This is a genomic window from Actinacidiphila paucisporea, assembly GCF_900142575.1.
GTDB classification, from domain to species: Bacteria; Actinomycetota; Actinomycetes; order Streptomycetales; family Streptomycetaceae; genus Actinacidiphila; species Actinacidiphila paucisporea.
In genome coordinates this window covers 261,966-273,843 of the sequence record NZ_FRBI01000001.1, presented here as the reverse complement: position 1 = coordinate 273,843, position 11,878 = coordinate 261,966, and the positions used below count along the sequence as shown (strand labels likewise).

Genomic DNA, 11,878 nt, shown 5'->3' with positions numbered 1-11,878 from the left:
CGCCTACAGTGGAGTTCTCCCCCGCCGAATCCGCCGTACGGGGACCGTGCGGCCGTCCCACCACGACCCAGGAGCCCCGCTGCTGTCCAGCGACACCGCGTCCGACGCTCGGCCGTCCCCGCTGACGCGGCTCAACCACGCGCCCCCCGCCGCCGCCGAGGCGGCGCTGCTGGCGTGCTGCGGCAGCCACCGGTGGGCCCGCCGGGTGGCCGCGCACCGCCCGTATCCGACCGTCGAGGCACTGCTGGCCGCGGCGGACGAGGCGGCGTACGACCTGACGCCCGGCGATCTCGCCGAGGCGCTGGCCGGCGAGGCCACCACGGCGCTGACCGACCGCGGCGGCCTGACCGTGCACACAGCGTTGCGCGCCGCCCACGCGCACTACGAGGCGAAATTCGGCCACGCCTTCATCCTCGCCCTCGACGAGCACACCGCCGCCGACCCGGGCGCGGCCCTGGACCAGACCCTGGCGAGCCTCCGCGAGCGGCTCGGCCACGACGAGGACGAGGAGCGGGTGGTCACCGCCGAGCAGCTGCGCCGGATCTGCCGCACCCGGCTGGTCCGGCTGGCCGGCGGAACCGCCCGGTCCGCCCGGTGCGCGGGACCCGCGGGAGCCGGCGGACCCACAGCTTCCGATTCCGGTGGCACCGGGCCGAGCAGCGAGGACTGGCATACGGACCATTCCGAGCGGGCATTCGAGCCGCCCCGTTCACCCGACCGTGCGGGATCGATCACACCTGGCCTACCCCGCGGTACCGACCCCGTATCGCGTCGCTACGATGGCCGGGGCCGGTGGACCGTACCCGGCCGGGCGTGACCGACACCCCTAGCCGGCACCCCTCGCCCCGCTCCCGGAGGGTTTTTTCCGTGCCGGCTGGAACGCTTTACCGCGGCCGGGAAGGCATGTGGTCGTGGGTGGCTCATCGAGTCACCGGTGTCCTCATCTTCTTCTTCCTGTTCGTGCATGTCCTCGACACCGCTCTGGTGCGCGTCTCCCCCGAGGACTACGACAAGGTCGTCGCCACCTACAAGACCCCGATCGTCAGCCTGCTGGAGTACGGCCTGGTCGCCGCGATCCTCTTCCACGCGCTGAACGGCCTGCGGATCATCGCCGTCGACTACTGGACCCAGGGCCCGCGCTACCAGAAGCAGATGCTCTGGACCGTGGTCGGCCTGTGGTTCCTGCTGATGGTCGGCGCGATCTACCCGGTCCTGGGCCACGCCGCACGAGTCCTGTGGGGGAACTGATCCATGTCCACTGACGTCTCCGACGCCGTCGAGCTGACCGGCTCCAGCGTCGCCCCGTACAGCCCGGAGAATCCCGCGCCGGTCATCGAGCCGCCGCGGACCCGCACCAAGCGCACCCCGCGCAGCAGCCGCACGAACTTCGAGATGTACGGCTGGCTGTTCATGCGGCTGTCCGGTGTGGTGCTCGTCGTGCTGGTGCTCGGCCACCTGCTGATCCAGCTGGTGCTCGACGGCGGTGTGCAGAAGGTCGGCTTCGCCTTCGTCGCCGGCCGCTGGGCGTCGCCGTTCTGGCAGTTCTGGGACCTGGCCATGCTGTGGCTCGCGATGCTGCACGGCGGCAACGGTCTGCGGACCGTCATCAACGACTACGCCGAGCAGGCCAACACCCGCGTCTGGCTCAAGACGCTGCTGTTCACCGCAGTGGCGTTCACCATCGTGCTCGGCTCGCTGGTGATCTTCACCTTCGACCCGAACATCCGCTAAGCCAGGGCTGGACAGGGAAAGCGACCCATGCAGATCCACAAGTACGACACCGTCATCGTCGGCGCGGGCGGCGCCGGTATGCGCGCCGCCATCGAGGCCACCAAGCGCAGCCGCACCGCCGTCCTGACCAAGCTCTACCCGACCCGGTCCCACACCGGCGCCGCCCAGGGCGGCATGGCCGCAGCCCTCGCGAACGTCGAGGAGGACAACTGGGAGTGGCACACCTTCGACACGATCAAGGGCGGCGACTACCTGGTCGACCAGGACGCCGCCGAGATCCTGGCGAGGGAGGCCATCGACGCGGTCCTCGACCTGGAGAAGATGGGCCTGCCCTTCAACCGGACGCCCGAGGGCCGGATCGACCAGCGCCGTTTCGGCGGCCACACCCGCAACCACGGTGAGGCCGCGGTCCGCCGGGCGTGTTACGCCGCCGACCGCACCGGTCACATGATCCTCCAGACGCTGTACCAGAACTGCGTCAAGGAGGGCGTGGAGTTCTTCAACGAGTTCTACGTCCTCGACCAGCTGCTCACCGAGGTCGACGGCGTGCAGCGGTCCGCCGGCGTGGTGGCGTACGAGCTGGCCACCGGCGAGATCCACGTCTTCCAGGCGAAGGCCGTGATCTACGCGTCCGGCGGCACCGGCAAGTTCTTCAAGGTGACCTCCAACGCGCACACCCTCACCGGTGACGGCCAGGCCGCCGTCTACCGGCGCGGGCTGCCCCTGGAGGACATGGAGTTCTTCCAGTTCCACCCGACGGGCATCTGGCGCATGGGCATCCTGCTGACGGAGGGCGCCCGCGGAGAGGGCGGCATCCTCCGCAACAAGGACGGCGAGCGCTTCATGGAGAAGTACGCCCCCGTCATGAAGGACCTGGCCTCGCGCGACGTCGTCTCCCGGGCGATCTACACCGAGATCCGCGAGGGCCGCGGCTGCGGCCCCGAGGGCGACCACGTCTACCTCGACCTGACCCACCTGCCGCCGGAGCAGCTGGACGCGAAGCTGCCGGACATCACCGAGTTCGCCCGCACCTACCTGGGCATCGAGCCGTACACCGACCCGATCCCGATCCAGCCCACCGCGCACTACGCCATGGGCGGCATCCCCACCAACGTCCAGGGCGAGGTGCTGCGCGACAACACCACCGTCGTGCCCGGCCTGTACGCGGCCGGCGAGGTCGCCTGCGTGTCCGTGCACGGTGCGAACCGGCTCGGCACCAACTCGCTGCTCGACATCAACGTCTTCGGCCGCCGCTCCGGCATCGCCGCCGCGGAATACGCCCACGCCAACGACTTCGTGCCGCTACCCGAGGACCCGGCCGCCCAGGTCGAGGCCCAGGTCGAGCGGCTGCGCACGGCCACCGGCAACGAGCGGGTCGCCGAGATCCGGCGCGAGCTGCAGGAGTGCATGGACGCCAACGTGATGGTCTTCCGCACCGAGCAGACCATCAAGACCGCCGTCGAGAAGATCGGCGAGCTGCGGCAGCGCTACCTGAGTGTGTCCATCCAGGACAAGGGCAAGCGGTTCAACACCGATCTGCTGGAAGCCGTCGAGCTGGGCAACCTGCTCGACCTCGCCGAGGTCATGGCCGTCTCCGCGCTGGCCCGCAAGGAGTCCCGCGGCGGCCACTACCGCGAGGACTTCCCGACCAGGGACGACGTCAACTTCATGCGGCACACGATGGCGTACCGCGAGGTGGACGACGCCACCGGCGCCGAGTCGATCCGCCTGGACTACAAGCCGGTCGTGACGACCCGCTACCAGCCGATGGAGCGTAAGTACTGATGAGCACCCCGAACTCTCCGACGCTGGACAAGCACTCGTCCGCCCTGGACGCCGCCGAGGCCTCCGCGTCCCACCTGATCACCGTCACCCTGCGGATCCGCCGCTTCAACCCCGAGGTCTCCGACCACGCGGAATGGGTCGACTACCAGCTGCCGATCGACCCCAAGGAGCGCGTCCTGGACGCCCTCCACAAGATCAAGTGGGAGATCGACGGCACGCTCACCTTCCGCCGCTCCTGCGCCCACGGCGTCTGCGGCTCCGACGCGGTCCGCATCAACGGCCGCAACCGCCTGGCCTGCAAGACCCTGATCAAGGACATCAACCCCGAGAAGCCGATCACGGTCGAGCCCATCAAGGGCCTCACCGTCCTCAAGGACCTCGTGGTCGACATGGACCCCTTCTTCCAGGCCTACCGCGACGTGATGCCCTTCCTCATCACGAAGGGCAACGAGCCCACCCGCGAGCGCCTCCAGTCCGCCGAGGACCGCGAGCGCTTCGACGACACGACCAAGTGCATCCTCTGCGCCGCCTGCACCTCCTCGTGCCCGGTCTTCTGGAACGACGGCCAGTACTTCGGCCCCGCGGCCATCGTCAACGCCCACCGTTTCATCTTCGACTCCCGCGACGAGGGCGGCGAGCAGCGCCTGGAGATCCTCAACGACAAGGACGGCGTCTGGCGCTGCCGCACCACCTTCAACTGCACGGACGCCTGCCCGCGCGGCATCGAGGTGACCAAGGCCATCCAGGAGGTGAAGCGAGCGCTCATCACGCGCCGCTTCTGATCCCCGCTTCCCGGCACGAAGGCCCGCTCTCTCGCTGTGCGAGGGGGCGGGCCTTCGTCGTAGCGCTCCGGTGGTTTCAGTGGCCGCCGGTCCGCTGAGTGCGCGGTGTGGCCGGGCTGAAAGCGGGCGGCCGCAAGCTCTGTCCCAGAAGGAAACGGCGAGCCCCACCGGGGGGCCGCGAAGATCCCGAGGAGCAGACCGCCCATGTCCGTCACCGCCACCTCCACCTCCACCGCCACCCTCGCCCTCACCGACCAGGACAAGCTCACCCTGCGCACCGCCGCCTACGGGGCCGTCTCCCTGATGGCCGCCGCCGACGCCGCCGGCTCACCCCACAAGGCCGCCAAGCACGGCTCCATCGCCCTGGCCACCGCGATCGGCCCGATCGGACACGTCCTCGCCGAGAGGTCGCGCATCGGAAACCTCGGCGGCAAGTCCACCGCCGAACTCGCCGACCGCGTCCTGCCCGCCCTCACCGCCACCATGAGCCTGCTCGCCGAGCAGGCACCCGCCGAGGCCGACAACTTCCGCGGCACCGTCATCACCGCCATCACCGCGGCCGCCCGTACCCACAAGGGCGAGGCCGCCCCCGGCATCGCCGAGATGATCCGCAAGATCACCGCGGCCCTGGACGCCGCCTGACCGCACCGGGACCGGCTCGGCGGCCTACCTACGGACGGGCGGCCGGCGCCGGGCCGAGGGTGGGCCAGCGGGTGAGCATCCGCTCGCGGAAGGCGGCGGCAAGGGTGCTCAGGCCGGACAGGTCGGGGTGGCCGGCGGTCAGCCGGCCCACCACCGCCAGGCGGTGGGCGAGGCGTTCACGGGCGGTCACGGTGCCCCAGGTCCAGTCCTCGGCGGGGAGGCGGGACAGGTGGTCCGTGCCGTCCCGGTGGGCGCGTTCGACCAGGGCGTCGCCCCTGACCAGCCAGCCGGCGCACGCGTCGGCAAGGGCAGGGGCGGTGCCGAGGCCTGGGCCGGTGCTCGGGCCTGGACTGAGGCCGGCGCTGAGGCCGGGAAGGTCGGTGCCGGTCTCGGCACGCCAGGTCGCCAGATACGCCCGCTCCGCCCGCTCCAGCAGCGCCTCCGGGGCGGCGGTGACGCACCAGCAGGTGGGGAAGCCGATACGGAGGTAGGCGAGTTCGACCAGGCCGCTGCCCCAGGACGCGTGCTCGAAGTCGATGAACCGGACGCCGTCGGCGGTGTGCAGGTCGTTGCCGGGGCACGGGTCGCCGTGCAGCAGAGCGTGGCCGGGGGCCTCGGCGAGGCGGTCGGTCAGGGCGTCCAGTTCGGCGGGCACGCCGGGCGGGACGGGGACGCCGAGCCGGTCGGCGAGGCCGAGGAAGGCGCCGGTGTCGGAGGCGTCCGGGCCCTGCCAGCGGGGCAGGATCCCGGTGACCTCGGGACCGGCGGAGGCGTGCAGCCGCGCGAGCGCGGTGGCGTAGTCGACGGTCCAGCCGGCGGGCGGCCGCCGGTGGCCCACGTGTTCCAGCACCATGACCCGCGCGTCGGCATCCGTCCCCAGCAGCGCGGGCACGACGGGCGTCTCGGCCCGCAAGGCCAGTCGCAGCGCCGCCACTTCGCGGGCGTAGCGCTCGCCGGCGTCGTCACCGCCGACGATCTGCTTCACGACCGCGGGCCCGGCGCCCAGTTCGACCCGCCAGACCCGCGACCGCGGGCTGCTGCCCAAGCGTCGCGCCCGCCGCGGCGGACCGAGCGCGTCCCGCAACCCGTCCCCGAACGGCAACCGCATCGGCACACCTTTCCTCACCCGGAACGCGTCACGTCCCGTCCCCGCACCACGCGCAAGCCACCGTATCGACACCGGGCGCGGGATCCCTCCCACTATCGGGGTGAGCGTCCCGGCCCCCTTTACGGCGACGACACTGAGATGATCTTACTGATTCGGCAAAGTTGTCCACAGGTCTTTTTTTCCGCGTCGGCAAAACTGCTACGTTGGCAAACATGAACAGCACGGACGGCCCGGCGGACGCGACCGGCATCCCGGAGGGCATCACGGAAGGTGCCACGGCACGCGCCACGGAAGGGCTTCGCGAGCGGAAGAAGCGGCAGACGCGGGCCGCGCTGAGCCACGCCACGATCGCGCTGGCCATCGAGCGCGGCTGGGACGACGTGCGGACGGAGGACATCGCCGCGGCGGTGAATGTCTCGGAGCGCACCTTCCGCAACTACTTCTCCAGCAAGGCCGAAGCGGTCGCCGCCACCCACCTGGACCGGATGCTGCGGGTCGCGCGGGCCCTGGACGAGCGGCCGGCGCGCGAGCCGATGTGGGAGTCGATAAGCGCCTGCGTCCAGGCGGAGTTCGTACCCGAGGGGCCCAAGCCGGTCGACCCGGCGGCGGGCAGGCGGCACACCGACGCGATCTGGAAGCTGCTCTCGGACCCCGCCGTCCAGGGCGAGGTGCTGCGGGCCGACCAGTCCGCGCAGGTGGTGCTGGCCGAGGCGATCGGGAAGCGCACGGGGACGGACCCGCGGGTCGACCTCTATCCGAAGCTGGTCGCCGCCTGCGTGAGCGCCACGCTCGGTACGGCGATGAACCACTGGCTGAAGGCCGATCCCCCGGTCCCGCTGGGCCCGCTGATAAGCGAGGCCCTCGAACAGCTGACGACGGGCCTGCCCGTGCCCGTCACCACCGGGAACCGCCCACCTGACCGTCCGAACACCTGACTGCCTGACCGTCGTACGAGAAGAGTCGAGAGGAGTGCGTCCTGATGGCCGACGAAGTTGATGTCGATGTCGTGGTCGTCGGCGGGGGTCCGACCGGACTGATGCTGGCCGCCGAAGTGGGTCTGCTGGGCGTGCGCCCGGTCGTGCTGGAGAGCCTGCCGGAGTCGGGCCGGGAGCCCCGGGCGAACGGGCTGGTCGGGCAGGTCGTCCCGGCACTGGACCGGCGCGGGCTGTACGAGAGCCTCAGCGGCAGCGCCGGTCCGCCGGCGCCCAACAGGGCCTACTTCACCTTCGCCGGGCTGCCGCTCGACCTGAGCGGGCTGCCGCACAGCCCGGTCTACACGGTGGCGGTCCCGCAACAGCGGATCGTGCAGGTGCTGACGGCCCGCGCGCTCGACCTGGGCGCGGACATACGCACCGGACACGAGGTGACGGGCCTGACGCAGCGGGAGGACCGCGTCGAGCTGGAGGTGACGGGGCCCGCCGGGCCGTACCGCCTGACGGCCCGCTATGCCGTCGGCGCCGACGGGGCCCACAGCGCCGTGCGCAAGCTCTCCGGGATCGGCTTTCCCGGCGTCACCTACGACCGGTCGGTCTCCCGGCACGCGCATGTGAGCGTGCCCGCGGAGTGCGTGGGCCCGGACGGGCTGCGAGTGCCGGGGGTCGGCGCTGTCCCGCCGTTCGTGCCGCGGCGCACCGAGCGGGGGTCGTTCACCTGGGCGCCGCTGCCGGGCCGGCCGCCGCTGATGGCGACCGTCGAGTGGGAGCCCGTCGAGGGCGACGAGCCGATGAGCCTGGCGGAGATGGCGGCGAGCATGGGAAGGGTGCTCGGCGGCGAGGTGCCGGTGGCGGCGCCCGAGGGTCAGGGACCGTTCGTGCTGCGCCGGCTGACCGGAGGCAACACGCGGGTGGCCGAGCGCTTCAGCGAGGGCCGGGTCTTCCTGATCGGCGACGCGGCCCACGTCTACGCCGCCGGTGGCGGCCCGGGGCTGAATGTCGGGCTCCAGGACGCGATCAACCTGGGCTGGAAGCTGGCGGCGCAGCTCGCGGGCACCGCGCCCGAGGGACTGCTGGACAGCTACGGGACCGAGCGGACCGCGGCCGCCCGCCGCACGCTGCTCTCCGCTCAGGCGCAGGCCGCCCTGCTGGCACCGGGAAGGGACGTGGACGCGCTGCGGGCGGTGGTCGGCGAGCTGCTGGCGGACCGGGCGGCGGCCCAGCGGGTCGCCGACCTGATCGCCGGGTCCGACCTGCGCTACGACATAGCCGCCGACGGCGCCCACCCGCTGGTCGGCACCCAGGCCGAGGACCTGCCGCTGACCACTCCGACAGGTCAGCTGCGGCTGGCCGAACTGGCCCGTACCGGACGCCCGTTGCTGCTCGACCTCACCGAGACCGCGACGGCGGCGAAGGCGGCGGCGGCCTGGTCCCCCCGGGTGGACGCGGTGACGGCGCGCGCCCAGCCCCCGGCCGAGGCCGGCTTCACGGCGGCGCTGATCCGCCCGGATGGGTATGTCGCCTGGGCGACGTCGGACCTGGCCCTGGGAGCGGAAGACCTGGCGCAACTGCGGGCGGCGGGTGCCCGGTGGTTCGGGGTGGAGTGAGCGCGGGGGCCCGTGGTCGGCGGGTGTGCGCGGCCCGCGGGCGAACGGGCGGAGGCTTCCGGCGGCTACGCGCGCACGGCCGCTGACGCGCGGACCCGGACGGCGGGTCCTAACCCTTGGCGTCCTGCTCGGCGAAGATCTCCCGGGCGGCGGCGACGCCGTTGAGGGCGGCGGGGAAGCCGGCGTAGCCGGCGAGCTGGGTGAGGAGGGCGATGATCTCCTCGCGGGTGCCGCCGACGTTGAGGAAGGCGCGGAGGTGGACGCGCAGTTGGGGGCCGGCGGTACCCAGGGCGGTGCACATGGCCACGGAGGCGAGTTCGCGGGTGGGGAGGTCGAGGCCGGTGCGGGCGTAGACCTCGCCGAAGACGTGTTCGACCAGGAAGCGGCCGAGGTCGGGGGCCAGGTCCGCCAGCGAGTCCACCACGTGGGGACCGGCCGGGCCGTCGACCTCCTGGAGCAGGGCGATGCCGCGGGCGTAGCGGTCGGCTTCCGGCGTCTTCTCGGTGGCCGGGGCGGCCGCGTCGGGGTCCGGGTGGGCGGCGAAGACCTCGCGGGCCGCGGCCAGGGCGTTGAGCGCGGCCGGGTAGCCGGCGTAGACGGTGGCGTGGATGAAGGTCTCGGTGATCTCCCGCCGGGTGCAGCCGACGTTGAGGGCGCCGGCGATGTGGAAGCGCAGTTGCGGGGCCGCGTTGCCCAGGGCGGCCAGCGCCGCGATCGTGCCGATCTGCCGCTGCCGGGGGGTGAGGCCGGGCTGCGACCAGATGTCGCCGTAGCCGAATTCGACGGTGAAGCGGGCCAGGTCGGGCGCGATCTCGGCGATCGGGTCGAGCACCGCGGGGTGCTCGGTGCCGGTGACCAGGCTGAGCGCGGCCAGTCCGCGGGCGTAGCGGTCCTCGGGAGCGGTGGCGGAGGTGGAAGCGGGGGCGGTCGGTGGTGTCATGGTCAGGACGCTAGAAGCTGGAGTTCACTCGAAGGCAAGCCCGTTCTGCGACACGGCCGCCGGCTCCCGTTTCGGAGCAGCCGGGAGGAGCGGTCCGCGGGCCCGGGGGAGGGTGATGCGGACGGTGAGGCCGCGGCCGGGTGCGGTGTCCAGGGTGACGGTGCCGTGGTGGGCTTGGACGACGGCCTGGACGATCGCCATGCCCAGGCCCGCCCCGCCGGTGTCGGGGGCGCGTTCGGGGTCGGCGCGGAAGAAGCGGTCGAAGGCGCGGGCGGCGTCCCGCGCGGCGAGCCCGGGGCCGGAGTCCGCGATCCGCAGCCGGACCGCGGACGGGTCGGCCTCGACCTCGATGACCAGCGGCGCGTCCGACGGGGTGTGGACGCGGACGTTGCTGAGCAGGTTGCCGACGACCTGCCGCAACCCCGCCTCGTCGCCGAGGGCGTACGCGGTCAGGTCGTCGGCCGGCAGCAGCAGGGTCTGCGGGCGGCCGGGCTGCTGCGCGGCGAGGTCGGCGGCGGCGTCCCGTACGAGGGTGCACAGGTCGACCGGCTCGAAGTCCAGTGCGGGGCGCTCCTCAAGGCGGGCGAGCGCGAGGAGTTCGTCGACCAGGCGGCTCATCCGCATGGCCTCGGCGGAGACCCGGTGCAGGGCGCGGTCCTTGTCCTCGGCGTCGAGCATGCCCTTCTCGTAGAGCTGGAGGTAGCCCTGGACGGAGGCCAGCGGGGTGCGCAGTTCGTGGGAGGCGTCGGCGAGGAAGTGCCGCAGCTGGGCGGTGGCCCGTTCGCTCTCGGTCACGGCGGTCTCGATCTGGTGGAGCATCGCGTTGAGCGCGGTGCTCAGCTCCCTGACCTCGCTCGACCCGTGCCGTGCGGTGGCGATCCGCCGCGACAGGTCGCCCTCGGCGATGGCGGAGGCGGTCTCGACCATGGTCTCCAGCGGGCTCAGCCGCCGCCTCGCGGAGGTCAGCGAGCCGATCGCCAGCAGGCCGAGCAGGCCGAGCCCGGCGGCGGACTCCCACACCAGCAGCTTGTGGATGGCGTGTTCGAGCCCGCTGTAGCGCATGCCCTGGACGACCATGCTGCCGTCGCTGAGCCGGGTGACGATGACCCGGTAGTCGGTGCCGTCGGCGCGGACGTTGACCGCCTTGCCGCTGCGGGCGAGCGCGGCCGGGTCGGGCAGGGCGCGGTTGAGGTCCTCGCGGATGCGGCTGTTGGCGCCGCCGCTGTTCTCGCACACCGACGAGTTGCGGCCGTCGGAGTCCAGCACCTCGAAGAGGTCCTGTTTGAAGGCCTTGGCGAAGGACAGGCCGCTGTCCTTGCCGCCCTGCAGGATGTCGGCGAGCGTGCACAGCTGCTGGAGCCCGTGGGAGGTGACCGGCGCGCTGCTCACCGACCGCTGGGATTCGCGCAGGGTGTTGTCTATCTCGCTGCCGAGCACCGTGTAGGTGGCCATCACGCTGAAGGCGGCGGTCGCCAGCAGCCCGAGCGCGACGAAGGCGACGTTGGCCAGGGTGAGCCGGGCGCGCAGCGTCTTCGGGCGGGGCAGCAGCCGGCTGCTCACGGTGTCACGCCCGTTCCACCGCCCGCAGCCCGTAGCCGACGCCGCGCCTGGTCTCGATCATCGGCGGCCCGAAGCGGTCGAGTTTGCGCCGCAGGTAGGAGATGTAGGTCTCCACGACGGTCGAGGACACGACGGTCTCGTACTGCCAGACGTGCTGGAGCAGCTGCTCCTTGGAGATGATCCGCCCGGCGTGCCGCAGCAGGTGCCGCAGCAGGTTGTACTCGGTGGGGGTCAGCTCGACGGGTTGGCCGGCCCGGCGGACCGAGTAGGTGGCCTCGTCCATCTCCAGGTCGCCGTGCCGCAGCACCCGGTCGGCGACGCCGGTGGCGCGCCGGGTGCGGCGCAGCACGGCGTGCACCCGGGCGACGACCTCGTCCACGCCGAAGGGCTTGGTGATGTAGTCGTCGCCGCCGAGCGCGAGCCCGGCCACCACGTCCCGGGGGGCGTCGCGGGCGGTGACGAAGATCACGGCGAGGTCGGCGGTGCCGGGGTCGGCGTCCCGCTCCGCGGCGTGCTCGGCGCGCAGGGCGCGGCAGACCTCCCAGCCGTTGCCGTCGGGCAGCATCACGTCGAGCAGCACGAGGTCGGGCCGGTGCTCGCGGACCGCCACGAGCGCCTCCCGCCTGGTGGCGGCGCAGTGCACCGTGAAGCCGTTGTAGCTGAGCGTGATGCGCAGGATGTCCGCGATTCCGGGTTCGTCCTCGACGACGAGCACCGTGGGAGCCGTGCCGACAACTGTCTCCATGCGGTCCAGTATCCGCGTACGCGGCCTCGCCGGCGGGCGCGAACCT

General features: G+C 72.4%; 12 protein-coding genes. 8 read left to right on the top strand and 4 right to left on the bottom strand.

Annotated features, from left to right (window positions below; all coding sequences use genetic code 11):
- The first annotated feature begins 46 nt into the window (after positions 1 to 46).
- The 6 genes from BUE44_RS39465 to BUE44_RS01315 all read left to right on the top strand — a co-directional run bounded on the left by BUE44_RS39465 (position 47) and on the right by BUE44_RS01315 (position 4,940).
- Positions 47 to 817, top strand: coding sequence for a 2-oxo-4-hydroxy-4-carboxy-5-ureidoimidazoline decarboxylase (locus BUE44_RS39465; RefSeq protein WP_073492699.1), 771 nt, complete (start codon positions 47 to 49; stop codon positions 815 to 817).
- 50 nt (positions 818 to 867) lie between these two features.
- A complete protein-coding gene (gene sdhC, locus BUE44_RS01335; protein ID WP_073492696.1) occupies positions 868 to 1,248 on the top strand; it encodes a succinate dehydrogenase, cytochrome b556 subunit in 381 nt (126 codons plus the stop codon).
- Between the two features lie 3 nt (positions 1,249 to 1,251).
- On the top strand, positions 1,252 to 1,731 hold the full coding sequence (locus BUE44_RS01330) for a succinate dehydrogenase hydrophobic membrane anchor subunit (RefSeq protein ID WP_073492694.1): 480 nt from the start codon (positions 1,252 to 1,254) through the stop codon (positions 1,729 to 1,731).
- 27 nt (positions 1,732 to 1,758) lie between these two features.
- Positions 1,759 to 3,516 carry a succinate dehydrogenase flavoprotein subunit gene (sdhA, locus tag BUE44_RS01325; RefSeq protein WP_073492692.1) on the top strand — a complete coding sequence of 586 codons (1,758 nt, stop codon included), beginning with the start codon at positions 1,759 to 1,761 and terminating at the stop codon, positions 3,514 to 3,516.
- On the top strand, positions 3,516 to 4,298 hold the full coding sequence (locus BUE44_RS01320) for a succinate dehydrogenase iron-sulfur subunit (protein ID WP_073492690.1): 783 nt from the start codon (positions 3,516 to 3,518) through the stop codon (positions 4,296 to 4,298). Before sdhA ends, BUE44_RS01320 begins: the two co-directional genes overlap by 1 nt.
- Positions 4,299 to 4,502: 204 nt before the next feature.
- Positions 4,503 to 4,940 (top strand): hypothetical protein, encoded by a 438-nt coding sequence (locus tag BUE44_RS01315; RefSeq protein WP_073492688.1) that lies wholly within the window; start codon positions 4,503 to 4,505, stop codon positions 4,938 to 4,940.
- Positions 4,941 to 4,968: 28 nt separating this feature from the next.
- On the opposite strand, the gene BUE44_RS01310 is transcribed toward BUE44_RS01315, so the two are convergent.
- Complete coding sequence (locus BUE44_RS01310; RefSeq protein ID WP_073492687.1) at positions 4,969 to 6,048, bottom strand: aminoglycoside phosphotransferase family protein; 1,080 nt, start codon at positions 6,046 to 6,048, stop codon at positions 4,969 to 4,971.
- A gap of 212 nt (positions 6,049 to 6,260) precedes the next feature.
- On the opposite strand from BUE44_RS01310, the gene BUE44_RS01305 reads away from it, so the two are divergent.
- Positions 6,261 to 6,983, top strand: coding sequence for a TetR/AcrR family transcriptional regulator (locus BUE44_RS01305; protein WP_079189385.1), 723 nt, complete (start codon positions 6,261 to 6,263; stop codon positions 6,981 to 6,983).
- 44 nt (positions 6,984 to 7,027) lie between these two features.
- On the top strand, positions 7,028 to 8,587 hold the full coding sequence (locus tag BUE44_RS01300; protein WP_073492685.1) for an FAD-dependent monooxygenase: 1,560 nt from the start codon (positions 7,028 to 7,030) through the stop codon (positions 8,585 to 8,587).
- Positions 8,588 to 8,696: 109 nt separating this feature from the next.
- On the opposite strand, the gene BUE44_RS01295 is transcribed toward BUE44_RS01300, so the two are convergent.
- Genes BUE44_RS01295 through BUE44_RS01285 form a run of 3 tightly spaced genes read right to left on the bottom strand, consistent with a single transcriptional unit; the run spans position 8,697 to position 11,832 of the window.
- Entirely contained in the window at positions 8,697 to 9,527 is an 831-nt protein-coding gene (locus BUE44_RS01295) for a carboxymuconolactone decarboxylase family protein (RefSeq protein ID WP_073492683.1), read from the bottom strand.
- 24 nt (positions 9,528 to 9,551) lie between these two features.
- On the bottom strand, positions 9,552 to 11,087 hold the full coding sequence (locus BUE44_RS01290; RefSeq protein WP_073492681.1) for a sensor histidine kinase: 1,536 nt from the start codon (positions 11,085 to 11,087) through the stop codon (positions 9,552 to 9,554).
- A 4-nt stretch (positions 11,088 to 11,091) separates the two neighbouring features.
- Positions 11,092 to 11,832, bottom strand: coding sequence for a response regulator transcription factor (locus BUE44_RS01285; protein ID WP_073492679.1), 741 nt, complete (start codon positions 11,830 to 11,832; stop codon positions 11,092 to 11,094).
- Positions 11,833 to 11,878: the final 46 nt, after the last annotated feature.

What these genes read in the sequence shown, in the direction of transcription:
- BUE44_RS01300 (WP_073492685.1), top strand. Translation starts at nt 7,028, where the DNA reads ATGGCCGACGAAGTTGATGTCGATGTCGTGGTCGTCGGCGGGGGTCCG.
- BUE44_RS01330 (WP_073492694.1), top strand. Translation starts at nt 1,252, where the DNA reads ATGTCCACTGACGTCTCCGACGCCGTCGAGCTGACCGGCTCCAGCGTC.
- BUE44_RS01295 (WP_073492683.1), bottom strand. Translation starts at nt 9,527, where the DNA reads ATGACACCACCGACCGCCCCCGCTTCCACCTCCGCCACCGCTCCCGAG.
- sdhA (WP_073492692.1), top strand. Translation starts at nt 1,759, where the DNA reads ATGCAGATCCACAAGTACGACACCGTCATCGTCGGCGCGGGCGGCGCC.
- BUE44_RS01310 (WP_073492687.1), bottom strand. Translation starts at nt 6,048, where the DNA reads ATGCGGTTGCCGTTCGGGGACGGGTTGCGGGACGCGCTCGGTCCGCCG.
- BUE44_RS01305 (WP_079189385.1), top strand. Translation starts at nt 6,261, where the DNA reads ATGAACAGCACGGACGGCCCGGCGGACGCGACCGGCATCCCGGAGGGC.
- BUE44_RS01315 (WP_073492688.1), top strand. Translation starts at nt 4,503, where the DNA reads ATGTCCGTCACCGCCACCTCCACCTCCACCGCCACCCTCGCCCTCACC.
- BUE44_RS01320 (WP_073492690.1), top strand. Translation starts at nt 3,516, where the DNA reads ATGAGCACCCCGAACTCTCCGACGCTGGACAAGCACTCGTCCGCCCTG.
- BUE44_RS01285 (WP_073492679.1), bottom strand. Translation starts at nt 11,832, where the DNA reads ATGGAGACAGTTGTCGGCACGGCTCCCACGGTGCTCGTCGTCGAGGAC.